This is a genomic window from Sphaerimonospora mesophila (assembly GCF_001417795.1).
GTDB lineage: Bacteria > Actinomycetota > Actinomycetes > Streptosporangiales > Streptosporangiaceae > Sphaerimonospora > Sphaerimonospora mesophila.
The window spans coordinates 176,911-191,895 of the sequence record NZ_BCBX01000037.1; the positions used below are offsets into that span (position 1 = coordinate 176,911).

13 protein-coding genes are annotated in these 14,985 nt (G+C 67.3%); 7 read left to right on the top strand and 6 right to left on the bottom strand.

Features of this window, described 5'->3' with window-relative positions; all coding sequences use genetic code 11:
• Window positions 1–85: 85 nt before the first annotated feature.
• The 3 genes from AP234_RS18565 (at window position 86) to trpS (ending at window position 2,057) form a co-directional block, all read left to right on the top strand.
• Window positions 86–574 carry a hypothetical protein gene (locus AP234_RS18565; RefSeq protein WP_055480931.1) on the top strand — a complete coding sequence of 163 codons (489 nt, stop codon included), beginning with the start codon at window positions 86–88 and terminating at the stop codon, window positions 572–574.
• Window positions 575–615: 41 nt separating this feature from the next.
• Complete coding sequence (locus AP234_RS37320; protein ID WP_160330465.1) at window positions 616–771, top strand: hypothetical protein; 156 nt, start codon at window positions 616–618, stop codon at window positions 769–771.
• A gap of 176 nt (window positions 772–947) precedes the next feature.
• Window positions 948–2,057 (top strand): tryptophan--tRNA ligase, encoded by a 1,110-nt coding sequence (gene trpS, locus AP234_RS18570; protein ID WP_055480932.1) that lies wholly within the window; start codon window positions 948–950, stop codon window positions 2,055–2,057.
• On the opposite strand, the gene AP234_RS39585 is transcribed toward trpS, so the two are convergent.
• Window positions 2,051–2,506: an RloB domain-containing protein gene (locus tag AP234_RS39585; protein WP_160330466.1), complete on the bottom strand. Its 456-nt coding sequence runs from the start codon at window positions 2,504–2,506 to the stop codon at window positions 2,051–2,053. The two genes, trpS and AP234_RS39585, sit on opposite strands and share 7 nt — an antisense overlap.
• Between AP234_RS39585 and AP234_RS37595 the strand changes: the two genes are divergently transcribed.
• Complete coding sequence (locus tag AP234_RS37595; RefSeq protein WP_055480933.1) at window positions 2,475–2,735, top strand: hypothetical protein; 261 nt, start codon at window positions 2,475–2,477, stop codon at window positions 2,733–2,735. The two genes, AP234_RS39585 and AP234_RS37595, sit on opposite strands and share 32 nt — an antisense overlap.
• Window positions 2,736–2,763: 28 nt before the next feature.
• Here the strand turns inward: AP234_RS37595 and AP234_RS18580 are convergent, their stop codons facing one another.
• Complete coding sequence (locus tag AP234_RS18580; RefSeq protein ID WP_055480934.1) at window positions 2,764–4,020, bottom strand: AAA family ATPase; 1,257 nt, start codon at window positions 4,018–4,020, stop codon at window positions 2,764–2,766.
• A gap of 285 nt (window positions 4,021–4,305) precedes the next feature.
• Between AP234_RS18580 and AP234_RS18585 the strand changes: the two genes are divergently transcribed.
• The 3 genes from AP234_RS18585 to AP234_RS18595 all read left to right on the top strand — a co-directional run bounded on the left by AP234_RS18585 (window position 4,306) and on the right by AP234_RS18595 (window position 9,188).
• Complete coding sequence (locus tag AP234_RS18585) at window positions 4,306–4,743, top strand: ester cyclase (protein WP_055480935.1); 438 nt, start codon at window positions 4,306–4,308, stop codon at window positions 4,741–4,743.
• A gap of 66 nt (window positions 4,744–4,809) precedes the next feature.
• A complete protein-coding gene (locus AP234_RS18590) occupies window positions 4,810–5,688 on the top strand; it encodes an MBL fold metallo-hydrolase (protein ID WP_235558236.1) in 879 nt (292 codons plus the stop codon).
• Between the two features lie 227 nt (window positions 5,689–5,915).
• Window positions 5,916–9,188 carry a M20/M25/M40 family metallo-hydrolase gene (locus tag AP234_RS18595; RefSeq protein WP_083502220.1) on the top strand — a complete coding sequence of 1,091 codons (3,273 nt, stop codon included), beginning with the start codon at window positions 5,916–5,918 and terminating at the stop codon, window positions 9,186–9,188.
• 166 nt (window positions 9,189–9,354) lie between these two features.
• Here the strand turns inward: AP234_RS18595 and AP234_RS18600 are convergent, their stop codons facing one another.
• The 4 genes from AP234_RS18600 to AP234_RS18615 form a co-directional block, all read right to left on the bottom strand.
• On the bottom strand, window positions 9,355–10,227 hold the full coding sequence (locus tag AP234_RS18600) for an NUDIX domain-containing protein (RefSeq protein ID WP_055480937.1): 873 nt from the start codon (window positions 10,225–10,227) through the stop codon (window positions 9,355–9,357).
• A 395-nt stretch (window positions 10,228–10,622) separates the two neighbouring features.
• Window positions 10,623–11,849, bottom strand: coding sequence for a beta-propeller fold lactonase family protein (locus tag AP234_RS18605; RefSeq protein ID WP_063842981.1), 1,227 nt, complete (start codon window positions 11,847–11,849; stop codon window positions 10,623–10,625).
• Between the two features lie 399 nt (window positions 11,850–12,248).
• Window positions 12,249–13,394, bottom strand: a complete 1,146-nt coding sequence (locus tag AP234_RS18610) for a beta-propeller fold lactonase family protein (protein ID WP_055480938.1) — start codon at window positions 13,392–13,394, stop codon at window positions 12,249–12,251.
• Window positions 13,395–13,805: 411 nt separating this feature from the next.
• Window positions 13,806–14,942, bottom strand: a complete 1,137-nt coding sequence (locus AP234_RS18615) for a beta-propeller fold lactonase family protein (RefSeq protein WP_235558237.1) — start codon at window positions 14,940–14,942, stop codon at window positions 13,806–13,808.
• Window positions 14,943–14,985 lie beyond the last annotated feature (43 nt).

Consider the following 14,985-nt stretch of genomic DNA (forward strand, 5'->3'; position numbering starts at 1 on the left):
CGTCGGGCGAGGACTGAGTAAGGCCGAGTTCGCCGGCGAGCCCTTCCCTCTCCGCTCCCGGCAGGGGAGTCCCGTCCGTGTCTGGATGGACCTGTCGTTCCGGTTCTGCTACGACCCCGAAGGCGAGTATTTCACCGTCCTGTCCTCCTTTGTGGCGATATACGGGGATTCCGATGGGAAGTGCTGCCTGTGTCATTTCGACTACGAGCGTGACAAGGTCGACGGCTATCCGGAGGCGCACATCCAGGTGTACGGCGAATCGCCGGTGCTCAGGATGTGGGGCGGCGAGCTCCTCGACCGCGGCCTCCACCGGCTTCACTTCCCTTCAGGGCACCGCCGGTTCCGCTGGTGTCTGGAAGACGTCATCGAGTTTCTCGTCATCGAGGGCATCGTGCCCGGCAAGCCCGGCTGGCAGGAAGCCATCGAGCCGGGCCGCCGCCGATTTCACGAGACGCAGCTGAGGGCGGCGATCCGCCGGGACATGACGACCACCATCGGCTACCTGGAAGAGGCGGGCTACCAGGTGGTCCGCCGGGACGACCGTGTGCGGCTCCCACGCCAGCGGCGCCCCTGAACCCGGCTGAGCCCGCGTCCGACGTGCGGCTCAGGGGCACGATGGGTGTGGCCGAGGTCTGCGGAAGTCAGCCGACGCTTGTGAATCCGTACGAACGGCGACTTTCGGAGGAGCCCGGTCGGCCCGACGTTTCGGCCATCGTCGGCTGCGTCTTCTCCCTTGTCGGTCTCGCCGTGCTGTACGCGTTCCAGGGCTGACGCTATGCTGATCACATGCGTCGTGCCCTGCACCTGAACTGGTGGCGCTCCTCGTAGGAGCGGCCACCTCGCACACGCACATGATCGGGCCGTTCGGATGGACGGCCCTTTGTGTTCTCCCCTGTCAAGGGGGCCGTCGTCTGAGCGGCGGACCACCTGACGAACAGGAGAGCCGGATGACCACTCATCTCGACACCACCGTCGCGGCCGATGCCACGGTTTCCGCGGATGCGCTCGGCGTGCCCGCGGCCCAACGCCGCAGTGCCGTACTGGAGGAATCGGTCCGCGCGAACCCCGGGCGGTTCCGCGTGCTGACCGGGGACCGTCCGACGGGGCGGCTGCATCTCGGGCACTACTTCGGCACCGTTCACAATCGTGTGCGGCTGCAGGAGTTGGGGGTGGAGATGATGGTGCTCATCGCGGACTACCAGGTCCTCACCGACCGCGACGTCGCCGACCGGCTCACCGAGCACGTGGCAGATCTGGTGCTCGACTATCTGGCGGTCGGCATCGATCCGGACCGATCGACGATCTTCACCCACAGTGCGGTTCCCGCGCTGAACCAGTTGCTCGTGCCGTTCCTCAGTTTGATATCGGTGGCGGAGCTGAACCGCAATCCCACGGTCAAGGAAGAGATCTCCCAGTCCCGCCAGGCCTCCGTCAGCGGACTGATGTTCACCTATCCGGTGCACCAGGCCGCCGACATCCTGTTCTGCAAGGCGAACCTGGTTCCGGTCGGCCAGGATCAGTTGCCGCACCTGGAGGTCACCCGCATGGTCGCCCGTCGCTTCAACAGGCGGTACGGCCGGCTGTTCCCCGAGCCCGAGGCACTGCTGTCGACCGCTCCGCTGCTGCTGGGCACCGACGGCACCAAGATGAGCAAGAGCAGGGGCAACGCCATCGCCCTGGCTGCGAGCGCTGACGAGACGGCCAGGCTGATCCGCGGGGCCAAGACCGACGCGGGCCGGCACATCACCTACGATCCCGACACTCGGCCCGAGGTCTCCAGCCTGGTCCTGCTGGCCGCGCTGTGTCTCGACCGCGATCCGCACCTGGTCGCCCAGGACATCGGTGGCCGGGGAGCGGCCGCCCTGAAGGGCCTCGTCACCGAGGCGGTCAACGAATACCTCGCACCGGTACGGCGCCGCCGCGCCGAGCTCGCCGAAGACCGCGGCCACATCCGCCGGATCCTGCGCGACGGCAACGAGCGCGCCAACGCCATCGCCGAGGCCACCCTCCGCCAGGTCCGTACCGCGATGAACACGGAATCGTCCCACTCTCAGTAGGTGATTTTCAACGAGTCGACCAAGGCGGCCAGATTACAGGACGGGTTGCGTTTACTCGGTACGCAACCATCGTCATGATGTGGTGGGGAACATGGACATTCACACTGCGAGACCAACTTCTCGGCGTTGGTCCGGGCTGTTACGTATCGTCCTTCCAAGGCTTCCCAGCGGGAGCGGGTCAGCCGCTTGTTCTTGCTCAGGCCATGGAAGGCATTCGTCGAGCTCAGGCCGCGGAGTTTTTTCTTGATGGTCTCCGAATCAGGCCGGCCGGTGACGATTTGGAAGTGCAACAACCACCACAGTTCCAGACAGGGATGGGAGAACCCGATGCGTACCCCGTCTTTGACCGCTCGCCGGAAAAGACCATCGACTCGGCCGTCGCCGTCGTAGTCGAACAGACACCATGCTCGAGGACCGTTGTCCCAGAGCGGACACGACCTGGACCGCAAGCTGGGCCACGAGTGCAGACTGTCGGCGTTCGGCGGCCTTCCTCACCTCGTTTCGACGGAGGTTGATTGCTTCGTCCACAAGGCGTTCCCGATCGGTGTGCCGGAGCTGGACGAAAAACTGGAACTCCGTCGTCAGAGCACCCAGATGGCGGACGTAATCCTCCTCGGTCTCACCCTCGACGAAGAAGTAGACGGGGGTTCGCCGCGGCGACGTCCGCCGACGGGGTGAAGAGGAGTTCCAGGGCTGGGGCGCGCCATCAGGAGTCATCCTCCGTGGCCTTCACCAGCCCGAGCCGCCAGGCGAGGTCTCCAGGAGTTACCCGTGGAGTGCCTCCGTACCGGCCCTGAAAGTACCACTTCTCTAGATTCTCTTCCGGGCGTGGCCTGGCGGCGGCGAGTGGGAAAAGTTCGGTCGCGCCATCGCCTCGCTTTTCGGTGAACCACACCTGCGTCCGATCCAGCGGACGGCCGCCCGGAAGATTGCCGAAAAGACTGGTGTCGTGCGAGGTGAAGACAAGCTGAGCCTTCTCCGGATTGGCCACCGGGTCACTGAACAGTCGCACGACCTCTGCCGACATCGTGGGATGGAGGCTGGCATCAAGCTCGTCGACAAGTAGAACCGCGCCTCGTTCCAAGCTTTGCAGTATCGGCTCCAGCATCATGAACCAGGTGCGCGTGCCGAGAGACTCATCCTCGTAGTCGAGTGTGACGCGGTCTGACCCGGTTCTGTGGACGAAGCGTATCTCCGGCGGGTCTGGATCCCTGGGGATCACCTTGATGCTCTCGATGCCCAGATCGGCATGACGGACGAGTTCTTCGATCCTGGATTTCAGCGGACCCAGCATCTCGCGTCGGGTGCGGCTCTCGCGTGCTCCGCGCTCCCGCTCAGGTGTCAACAGTTGGAAGTTGTCGGCGAACCAGCGGTGAATGGCGGCAAGCTGTTGCTGGTTGTTGGACGCGGCGCTAGAGAGGAAGAGTGCGTTGTCCCGCGTGAGCTTGGCGAGAGTGGCCTTGGGCCCCTTGAGGTGATCCCCTGGGAATTCGAAGGACACGGTCTTCTTTGCGTCGCGGACGAACCATACCTGGCGGGAATGCCGTTGTGTGCCCGGATATGCGTACAACCACTCTGATTCGATCCGCTCATCGCCCAGGGTGAACCCGTATGTGTAGTGCACAGGCGGGTGGCCCAACACCATATCGACTTCAAAAAACGAGGGTTCCTCGGCGCAAATCGAATCAAAGAACGGTTTGCGGGGTATTCCCTCTCCCTTCGCCCACTCCGCATGCGAGTCGAGTACGGCACGCTGCATGAACCGCATGGCTCGCAGCACGTTGGACTTGCCCGAGGCGTTCGCGCCGTAGAGCCCCAGGACGGGTTGCGCGAACACCGGTTTGCCGTCTATCACCACTCCGCTGTCCCTGGCGTCCCCTGTCTCAGTCCGAGTCGCCACGAACGACAGGACCTGCTCTTCGCGTAGCGACAGGACGTTCGCCACCCGGAACCTGAGCAACATCCCGACCTCCTCTACAAGCAGGCTACCTCTCCTCCAAGCGTCTTTCATGGAAGAACCTGGCCCATCGTGCTCCTAGAGAGGACATATGACCGATGCAGTCCTTCCTCCCGGGACATCGTCGACGGTCGCTCGAGATCAGGGGATGAGGATGGTGCTGAACGACGGGGGGGGGAGCGGGCATCGTTGGTGTAGCCGGGCGGTCGGCGCTGTGCGGGGGAGTCGCGAGGGAGGCGGTCGGGCTCCGCCCGCGATAGCTTTGGAGAGGAGGCATGAGGGGGTGATCGCATGCCTGACACTCGAGATCTCGTGGACCTCATACTGGGCGCCCTGAACGATCACGATGTGGAACGGGCGTTGCGACATTTCAGTCCGGACGCCGTCCTGGTCAGCCCGATCGGAGTAGCGGAGGGGCATGGGGAGATCGCCTGGTACTTCGAGCACCTGATCAAGGGGTTTCCGGACCTCGGCATCACGGTGTGGCACAAGGTCACGTGTGGCGATCCCGTGTTCACCGAATGGACGATGACCGGCACGCACACCGGTCCGTTCCTGCTGCCGAGGGGTGAGGTGTTCGACGGGAGCGGGCGCAGGATCGCCGTCCGCGGCTGCGGAGCCTGCGCGATAGAGGACGACCTGGTCATCACGTATCGCGACTACTTCGATCAGCTCGAGCTGTACGCCCAGCTCGGCCTCTCGCTCACGCTCGCCGACGATGTCGAATGATTCGGTCCACCTTTTGGGGTTATTCGTCCCGGCATGGGTAGCTCTGTCGGAAGATGGGGGGACGTGATGCCCGATCCAGTGGACGCGAGCGTGTTCTTCGTGGGAAACGCCACGATGATCATCCGTTGTCATGGGTTCACCCTGCTGACCGACCCCAACTTCCTCCATCGTGGTCAGCGGGCGAAGCTCGGCTGGGGGCTCGGCACGCGGCGCCGTACCGATCCGGCCATCGACATCGGAGGGCTTCCGCCGATCGATCTTGTCGTTCTTTCTCATCTGCATGGCGACCACTGGGACGACGTGGCCCGGGACGGCCTCGACAAGGACGTGCCGATCATCACGACTCACCACGCGGCACGGCGGCTGCGGCGCCAGGGGTTCCACCGCGCCGTCGGCATGGACACCTGGGAGGAGCACCGGGTGCGCCGGGGAGACCGGCTATTGAAGATCACCGCCACCCCGGCCAGACACGCGCCGGGCCCGGTGCGGCGCCTGTTGCCGCCGGTCATGGGCACTGTGCTCGACTTCGGCGGAGATTTCAGCGGAGACCTCGGCAGAGAGGGAAGGCTCCGCGACGGGGGACGGCCGGACCTGCGCCTGCACATAAGCGGTGACACGATCATGCACCCGTGCCTGTCGGAGATCCCCCGGCGCTTCCCGGACATCGACGTGGGCATCGTGCACCTCGGCGGCACCCGCGTGCTCGGCATGCTGGTCACGATGGACGGTGAACAGGGGGCCGAGTGGCTGCGGTTGATCGATCCGTTCACCGCCCTGACCGTGCACTACGACGACTACGAGGCGTTCACCTCCTCGCTCACGGACTTCCAGCGGTACGTCCGGCGCCTGGGGCTGTCGCATCTCGTGCATTACCTGATGCGCGGTGAGACCTATTCCCTCCCGTTGCGCCGCCACGGCATCGGGCCTGTCCCGCGCGCTTTCTGAGCCGACGATCTGAGCGGCTCCGCTCTCCTGCCTGCCATAGCGGCGGATACATACCGCATTTCAATGGGTTGCGCCCGGTTTAGCCGTCAATGAGGCTTTTTGTGAGATTGATCTATATCTCTGAGTTATAGAAACTTGGAGGGTACACCGCACGCGCTCTTGGTGTCAGCTTGGGGCAAGTCCGACTGCTCGGACTTTTCACCCCCCATGCAGAGGAGTCACCGAGAGTGAATCCCACGAAGAGGTCGGGTGCCGTCGCGGTGCTGGCGGCGGTCACCCTGGCCACCGCCTCGCTGACGGCGGTGCCCACCGCCGCCTCGGCGGCGCCTGATGCGGCGGCCGGCCAGGCCGGCGCCCAGAAGCCCACGCCGCCGCCGGCGTTCGCGCCGCCGGACGCGCAACAGCGTAAGAACGCGGTCGCCAGCGCGAACAACGCACTGCTGGCCGACGCGCCGGCGTTGCGTGCGTCGGCCGATGACGAGTTCCAGCTGGTACGGAGCATCTCCGGCACGCGCGGCCTGCAGTACCTGACCTACCAGCGCACCTACCGCGGCCTGCCGGTCTACGGCGGCGACGTGATCGTGTCCACCGACAAGACCGGCCAGGTCGTCGACACCGTCGTCACCGGCCAGCAGACCACGGTGAACGTCGGCATCAAGGCCAAGGTCACCGCCGAGGCGGCCGCCCGCACGGCCCGCGCCGAACTGGCCACCGCCGAGGACACCGGCACCCCCGAACTGCTGGTGCACGCCACGACCACGACCCCCCGCCTGGCGTGGGAGACCGTGGTCAAGGGCACCGGCAAGCACAACACCCCCAGCGTGCTGCACGTCTACATCGACGCCCGCACCGGCAAGGTGATCGACACCTGGGACGAGGTCCGCGCCGGCACCGGCAACGGCCACCTCAACGGCCAGGTGACCATCGACACCGGCCGCTCCGGCAGCTCCTACACCCTGGTCGACCCCAACCGGCCCGGCCTGCAGTGCGGCGGGCAGAACGGCGCCGCCTACACCAAGAGCACCGACACCTGGGGCAACGGCTCGGGCACCGACCTGGAGACCGCCTGCGTCGACGCGATGTACGCCGCGCAGAAGGAATGGAACATGCTCCGCGACTGGCTGGGCCGCAACGGCCACAGCGGCACGGGCCGTTCCTTCCCCATGCGGGTCGGCCTCAACGCGGTCAACGCCTACTGGTACGGCTCCTACACCGCCTTCGGCTACAACCAGGCCCGCACCAAGCAGCTGACCTCGATGGACGTCGTCGGCCACGAACTCGGCCACGCCATCTTCCAGTACTCCGGCTCCGGAAACGGCAGCGGCAACGAGGAAGGCGGCCTGAACGAGTCCACCGGCGACATCTTCGGCGCGCTGACCGAGCACTACGCCAACAACCCCGTCGACCCGCCGGACTACCTGGTCGGCGAGGCGATCAACCTCGCCGGCAGCGGCCCGATCCGCAACATGTACAACCCCGGCGCACTGGGCCACCCCAACTGCTACAGCTCCTCGATCCCCAACACCGAGGTCCACGCGGCGGCCGGCCCGCAGAACCACTGGTTCTACCTGCTGGCCGAGGGCAGCAACCCCGGCGGCGGCAAGCCCTCCAGCTCGACCTGCAACGGCTCGACCGTGACGGGCATCGGCATCCAGAAGGCCGGCCAGATCTTCATGGGCGGCCTGAACACCAAGACCGCCCCCTGGACCCACGCCAAGGCCCGCGTGGCCACCCTGCGCGCCGCGCTGTCGCTCTTCCCGGGCAGCTGCACCGAGTTCAACGCGGTCAAGGCGGCCTGGAGCGCGGTCAGCGTCAACGCCCAGTCCGGCGAGCCGACCTGCACCGCCCAGCCCGGCAACGACTACTCGCTGTCGCTGAGCCCGACCTCCGGCAGCGTCCAGGCCGGTCAGTCGGTCACGACCCGGGTCAACACCGCGGTCACCGGCGGCAGCGCCCAGTCGATCAACCTGAGCGCCCGTTCGCTGCCCAGCGGTGTGACCGCGTCGTTCAACCCGGCCACGATCACCGCGGGCCAGTCGTCCACGCTGACCCTGTCCGCCTCCTCCGTCGCCCCGGGCGGCACGTACCAGGTGACGGTCGTCGCCGACGGCTCCAGCGTCGACCGCGAGGCGACGTACTCCCTCACGGTGGGCAACGACCAGCCGCCGCCGGGTGGTGAGGCGCCGGACATCTCGATCGGCAACGTCACCGCGCACCTGAGCCAGCTGCAGTCGATCGCCACGAGCAACGGCGGCAACCGGGCGAGCGGGACCGCGGGCCACACCGCGTCGCTGAACTACATCAAGGGCAAGCTGGACGCGGCCGGTTATCAGACGCGGGTCCAGAACTTCTCCTACGGCGGCAGGACCCACGCCAACCTGATCGCCGACTGGACTCGCGGGCCCAGCAGCCCGACCGTGATGCTCGGTGGTCACCTCGACAGTGTGTCGGCCGGCCCCGGCATCAACGACAACGGCTCCGGCTCCGCGGCCCTGCTCGAGGTCGCGCTGGCCCTGGCGGCTAAGAACCCGACCCTCACCAAGCACGTGCGATTCGGCTGGTGGGCCGCCGAGGAGTCGGGCATGATCGGGTCGCAGTACTACGTCCAGAACGGTGGGGCGTCCGGCGTCGAGTCGTACCTCAACTTCGACATGCTCGGCTCGCCGAACCCCGGGTACTTCGTCTACCGGGACGACGCCACCATCCAGAGGGCGTTCAACGACTACTTCGCCTCGATCAACGTGCCGACAGAGCCGGAGACCGGTGCCGACGGCCGCAGTGACCATGCGCCGTTCAAGAACGCCGGCGTGCGGGTCGGTGGACTGTTCAGCGGGGCCGAGGGACGCATGACGTCGGCGCAGGCCCAGAAGTGGGGCGGCACGGCCGGCCAGGCGTACGACTCGTGCTACCACTCCTCCTGCGACCGCTACCCGAGCAACATCAACACGACGGCGCTGGACCGGAACAGCGACGCCATCGCGAACGTGTTGTGGAAGCTCACGGTGGACGGCACGTCTCCGTCGCCGTCCCCGTCGCCGTCCCAGAACGACTTCTCGGTGTCGGTGAACCCGGCGTCGGCCACCGTGCAGGCCGGTCAGTCGGCGACCACGACCCTCAGCACCCAGGTGACCCGCGGTAACGCTCAGTCCTTGTCGCTGTCGGCCTCGAACGCGCCCTCCGGGGTCACCGTGTCGTTCAGCCCGTCCACGATCAACTCGGGGCAGAGCGCCACGGTGACGGTCGCCACGTCGGCCAACACCCCGGCGGGTACTTACGCGATCAGCCTGAACGCCTCCGGTGCGTCGGCCGGCCATGCGGCGACGTTCTCGGTGACGGTCAACGGTGGTGATGGCGGGGAGACCACCTGGGCGGAGTGGACTCAGTACAACGCGGGCGACATCGTGACCTACAACGGCGTGCGCTACCGGTGCCTCCAGTCGCACACGTCGCTGCCCGGCTGGGATCCGCCCAACGTTCCCGCTCTCTGGCAGCGACTCTGAGAGCCGGGCGGCGACGCCGATAAGCGAATCCGACCGATGACAGGGCGGGCGGCCATCCGGGGGGTCGCCCGCCCTCGTCCGTTCTTAGCCGTCTTCTCCGAGTCGTCTTCTCCGAGTCGTCTTCTCCGAGTCGTCTTCTCCGAGTCGTCTTCTCAGTGGGGCCTTCTCAGAGTTGGCCGAGCAGCCAGCGGGGGCCGGTGACGAGCGCGCCGAGCGCGGTGACCCGCTGCCGCAGCCCGCGGTCGGCGGTGACCACGAGGACCTTCTCCCATGGCCGTCTGTCGCGGACGGCCGCCACGATCGCGTCATCCCCGCTGCCCGATGCCCGCACCACGGTCGTACGGTCGTCCCGGACCACCGGATCGATCCCGCGGGCCGCGCCCTCCAGCACGACGACGATGCGGGGGAACCAGCGAGCCAGATCGGGCAGCCCTTCGGGCGTACGGCGCAGCCCACCGGAGGTGAGCGGGACCAGTTCGTCGAGCAGGCGACCGGCGGCCCCGGCCCGGTCCCGCCACCAGCCGTGCTCGGCGCGGGCTCCGATGATGTTGGCCAGGTCGAGGACGACGACGAGCGGATTGAGCGCGGTCCGGATGCTCGGCCAGGAGTCGGCGAAGCCGGGGTGGAGCACCTGGGCGGTGACCTCCTCGGCCGACATCCAGCGCATGTCGGTGCTCTCGCCGTTGGCGGGTTCCGCGTCGAGCAGTCCGTCCGCCTGGGCGATCACGGTCTGGTACGACCAGCCGCCGTGGTCGTCGACGTACAGACCCTGTACGCGGACGAGGTCGGCCGTGAGCGCGGCCTCCTCGTGCGCTTCGCGCAGCGCACCGGTGATCGCGTCCTCGTGGCTGTCGCACGCGCCGCCCGGAAGCCCCCAGGTTCCGCCGTGATGGCTCCACCACGCGCGTTTCTGCAGCAGGACGTACGGCATGCCGTCGAGCGTGTGGTGGACGGCGAGCAGACCGGCCGCCCCGTGCAGACCCCAGTGCCGGTGCCCGCGAGAACACAGGATCCAGCCGTCTCCGTCGTTCTCCGCCATGACCCCATCTTGCCCTGCCGCGCGCGGCCCGGCCGGTGTCCGGGCCATCCCATCTGGATCCGCGCTCGGGTCGGGCGTGATGAGCCCGATGACCGATCGTTATGAACAGGTAAGCAGTTTCCGTGATTAGACGAGCCCCGGACCGTTAGGTTGTGACAACCTCACTCTTGATTCCCCCCGCTTTCGGTGAATCAGGAGATGTCATATTCGGCGGACACGCGCCCGCCTCCTTCCGGCCGGAGGAGCGGGCGCTGTTCTTTTCTTCCGCTTCGTCCTTGGCGTACGGGCCATCGCGCCGGCAGGCCATGGCGTGGACCCCCGGCGGAGACCGCGATTGCGATCTTCGCCGGGTGCCAGGCTTTTCTTGCGCCGGGTTCGAGATAGTTCGGTACGGATTACCGCCGTGTGATCGATCGGCTCGTCCAGCCGTTATCCGAGACGATTCTCCAGTGGGGTGCCTGCCACTGTTCGACTCGCCGCCCCATCCGGGTGGCGATCTGGGCCGGTCGGATTTCGCCGCCCATCGTCTGCGCCACATCGGTCCTGATGCGGGGCAGCGGCCTGCTGGGAAGTCGAGGGGTCACCTCGATGATGCGGGCCACGGCCACGCCGACGGGTCGGCTCCCGGCTCCCGTCGGGACGGTGGCGATGACGGTGTCGGTGGTCGTGTTGATCACGGACACGTTGTTGGACGCGAAGTTGGTGACGTAGGCGTGGGTGCCGTCGGGAGTGATCGCCACGTCCAGTGGAGCGGTCCCGACGGGGACGGTGGCGACGACGGCGTTGGCGGCCGTGTCGATCACTGACACGTTGTTCGAGACGTTGTCGGCCACGTAGGCGCGGGTGCCGTCCGGTTTGATCGCCAGCCCGACGGGATTGGTCCCGACGGGGATGGTGGCGATGATGGTGTCGGTGGCCGTGTCGATCGCCGAGACGGTGTCCGTGCCGATGTCGGCGACGTAGGCGCGGGTGCCGTCCGGAGTGATCGCCACATCGACCGGAACGGACCCGGCGCCGATCGGGATCGTGGTGGTGACGGTGTTGGTGGCCGTGTCGATCACGGAGACGGTGTTCTTGCCGGTGTCGGCGACGTAGGCGCGGGCGCCGTCGGGAGTGATCGCCAGGCCCTCGGGATTGGTCCCGGCGCCGAGCGAGATGGTGGCGGCGATGGTGTTGGTGGCCGTGTCGATGGCCGACACGTTGTCGGACGCGAAGTTGGTGACGTAGGCGCGGGTACCGTCGGGCGTGACGGCGACCGCGAACGGGCTGTTCCCGACGGGGACGGTCGCGGTGACGGTGTCGGTACGCGTGCTGATCACCGAGACGTCGTCCGAGCCGTTGTTGGTGACGTAGGCGCGGGTGCCGTCGGGCGTGACCGCAACCCCGTTGGGGCTGCTCCCGACCGGAATGGTCGTGGTCACGGTGTCGGTGGTGACGTCGACGACCGCCACCTTGCTCGCGCCCGAGTCGACCACGTAGGCCTTCTGCCGGGTCCGCTGGGCCGCGGTTTCCGCCCCGGCGGGCGGGGGCGCCAGCGGTGTCAGGCCGATCGCGACGACCGCCGCGGCCGCCGATGCCCGGACCAGGGACCGCCACCCCCGCCCGCGTGACAGGTCCGTCATTTCGGTCGCTTCGGTCGCTTCGGTCGCTTCGGTCGCTTCGGTCGCTTCGGTCGCTTCACCACCCGAGATATTCTCGGATCTTCTCGTCCAGCGTGTAAGCAATTGGACCTCCCCTAGAGCTGTCAAATCCCGTTCTACGACTGGAGGGCTGCTCGTCCTGGAATCGGCACACCGGTTTGGTGCTCGCGGCTGGTCACTTGATGCATTCCTGGTCATCATTCCGGTTGAATCTCCGCGTGATTCGCTGACCCCTCCTCGGGTTTCCGAGATCACATCGCTCACATCCCGACAAGTGCGGCATGAGCCGAGAAGAATGGAAATTCGCTCAGGTCGGGAAAAGCCGGGGCCCCCGGCTCGGCGGAATTCGCCGGGGGCCTCCGGCCTCGGGTGCGCCGGCCGTCAGCCGGCGTTGGTCGCGTCGGCCTCGACCGTTACCGGTCGCCGGGTGACGGGCGGCCGGGTCGGCACGGTGCGGACGCGCTTCACGGCCACTCCCTCGGGGAAGGTCCCGACGGCGACGGTGGCGGCGACCAGGTTGGTGCGGGTGTTGATCACCGACACGTTGTTCGAACCGGAGTTGGCGACGTAGGCGCGTGTCCCAGCGGCGGTGAAGGCGACTCCGTCGGGCTCGTTCCCGACCGGAATCATGGAGATGACCGCGTCGGTGGCGGTGCCGATGACGGAGACGATGCCCGGTACGGCACCGGGCCGGGGACTGGTGACGTAGACGCGGGCGCCGCCGGGCGAGACCGCCACGCCGACGGGACCGCTGCCGCAGAGGAGCTCGATGGTGCGGATGACCGTGCCGGTGGCGATGTCGATGACGGAGACCGTGTTGTCGCCGTTGTCGGTGACGTAGGCGCGGGTGCCGTTCGGCGTGATGGCCACCTGCCTGGGGTCGGCTCCGACCGTGATGACGTCGATGCGCGTGTTGGTCGCGGTGTCGATGACCGAGACCTCGTTGTCGCCGCCGGCGACGACGTACACCCGGTCGCCGTTCGGCGTGATGGCCACGCCGTCGGGAGCGGCCCCCACGGAGACCGTGGTCAGAACGGTGTCGGTCGCGGTGTCGATGACCGAGACGTTGCCCGAGCCCTGGTTGGTGACGTAGACCCGGTCGCCGTTCGGCGTGATGGCGACCCCGCGTGGGTTGGCGCCGACGGGGATCGTGGCGATGACGGTGTCGGTCCGGGTGTCGATCACCGAGACGGTGTTGGACTCGAAGTTGGTGACGTAGGCGCGGTCGCCGTTCGGTGTGACGGCCACGCCGATGGGACCGGTGCCGACGGGGATCGTGGCGACCACTCTGTTGTCCAGGGTGTTGATCACAGAGACGGTGTTCGAGCCGAAGTCGGCCACGTAGGTGACCTGCCGTGCCTGCCACGTCGTGTTGGTGGCCGCCCCGGTCGCGGTCTCCGCCACGACTGTGGCGGCCGTGGCAGTGGTCGCCGTCGGTGCGGCCAACGGTGCCAGACCGGTGACCGTGATGGCCGCCGCGGCCACCGTCGCCCGGAAGCGGGTCTTCCAACTCCGCTTCTGCGACATGGCCGGATTTTCCCGGCCGCCGTCATGGGCGGACTTTCTCGTCCAGCGTGTAAGCAATTGGACCTCCCATAGAGATGGCAGATCCCGTTCTAGGTCGGGGCGGAGTCGCATCCCGCGACCGGCGCGGCGGTTTGGCACTTCCGGCTGATAGCTTGATCGTTTCCTGGCCATCATTCGGATTTCTCCCATTAGGATCGGCGAACGCGGCTTGGGTGCTGTTCGGGGCGTAATTCACGAAAAGCGATGGTGTGAATCCGTACGAACGATGGGAAACGCTCCCTGTGCTGGGGCATGCCGAGGCCCCCGGTCGGCACGCGGTTCTCCCGGGGGCCTTCAGGACTTTTCCGAGCGCTCCGTACGGCCTGCCGGGCACATCGGCCACCGCTGTCCCAAGGCGTACGGACGGGCGTCTCACATGATGTTGTCCACCCTGGCCTTCACCTTGGCCGGCCTGCGGGCGATGGGCGGCTGGGGCGATGCGGTGCGGATGGGTGCCACGGCCACGCCGACGGGAGCGTTCCCGACCGGGACGGTGCCGACGACGGTGTCGGTGGTGGTGTCGATGACGGAGACGTTGCCGCTGTCGAGGTTGGTGACGTAGGCGCGGCTGCCGTCGGAGTTGACCGCCACCTCCGCGGGGGTGACTCCGACGGTGACGGTGTCGATGACCGTGTTGGTGGTGGTGTCGATGACCGACACGGTGTTGGACTCGAAGTCGGTGACGTAGGCGCGGGTGCCCTCCGGATTGACCGCCACTCCCCGTGGGCCGTTCCCGACGGGAATGGTGTCGATCACGGTGTTGGTCGCTGCGTCGATGACCGAGACGTCGTTCGTGCCGAAGTCGGTGACGTAGACGCGGGTGCCCTCCGGGTTGACCGCCACTCCCTGTGGGAAGCTCCCGACCGGAATGGTGTCGATGACCGTGTTCGTGGCGGTGTCGAGGACCGAGACCGTGTTCGCACCGTTGTTGACGACGTAGACGCGGGTGCCGCCGGGCGTGGCCGCGACGCCGAGAGGCGCGCTCCCTACGGGGACGGTGGCGACGACGGTCCTGCCGATGGTGTCGATGACCGAGACCGTGTCGTCATCGCCGTTGGTGACGTAGGCGCGGGTGCCGTCCGAGCCGACCGCCACCTGCACGGGGCGGTCTCCGACGGGGATGGTGTCGATGACGGTGTTGGTCGCGGTGTCGAGGACCGAGACCGTGTTCGCACCGTTGTTGACGACGTAGACACGGGTGCCGTCCGGGCCGACCGCCACGCCCCGGGGAGTGTCGCCGACCGGGATGAGGGCGACGACGGTGTTGGTGCGGGTGTCGATCGCCGAGACGTCGTCCGAGGAGGAGTCGGCGACATAGGCGATCTCACGTGCCTGCGCCGTGTCGGCATCGGCCGTGGCGGGCGGTGCCGCCGACGGGGCCAGCCCGGCGGCCATGGCGATCGCGGCCGCGACCGTCAGGATGCGGGTCTTCCAGTGGTGCGTCCGCGACATGGCCATCGCCTCCCGGCCATGGTCGTCGGCGGACTTTCTGAGCCGGCGCGTAATCAATGGGACCTCCCGTAACGACGACAGGGTCCCGTTCTATTTCCGG

Excerpts from the sequence above, each read along its gene's own strand:
- AP234_RS18565 (WP_055480931.1), top strand. The coding sequence starts at position 86 with ATGGACCTGTCGTTCCGGTTCTGCTACGACCCCGAAGGCGAGTATTTC.
- AP234_RS37320 (WP_160330465.1), top strand. The coding sequence starts at position 616 with ATGGGTGTGGCCGAGGTCTGCGGAAGTCAGCCGACGCTTGTGAATCCG.
- trpS (WP_055480932.1), top strand. The coding sequence starts at position 948 with ATGACCACTCATCTCGACACCACCGTCGCGGCCGATGCCACGGTTTCC.
- AP234_RS18580 (WP_055480934.1), bottom strand. The coding sequence starts at position 4,020 with ATGTTGCTCAGGTTCCGGGTGGCGAACGTCCTGTCGCTACGCGAAGAG.
- AP234_RS18585 (WP_055480935.1), top strand. The coding sequence starts at position 4,306 with ATGCCTGACACTCGAGATCTCGTGGACCTCATACTGGGCGCCCTGAAC.
- AP234_RS18590 (WP_235558236.1), top strand. The coding sequence starts at position 4,810 with ATGCCCGATCCAGTGGACGCGAGCGTGTTCTTCGTGGGAAACGCCACG.
- AP234_RS18600 (WP_055480937.1), bottom strand. The coding sequence starts at position 10,227 with ATGGCGGAGAACGACGGAGACGGCTGGATCCTGTGTTCTCGCGGGCAC.
- AP234_RS18605 (WP_063842981.1), bottom strand. The coding sequence starts at position 11,849 with ATGACGGACCTGTCACGCGGGCGGGGGTGGCGGTCCCTGGTCCGGGCA.
- AP234_RS18610 (WP_055480938.1), bottom strand. The coding sequence starts at position 13,394 with ATGTCGCAGAAGCGGAGTTGGAAGACCCGCTTCCGGGCGACGGTGGCC.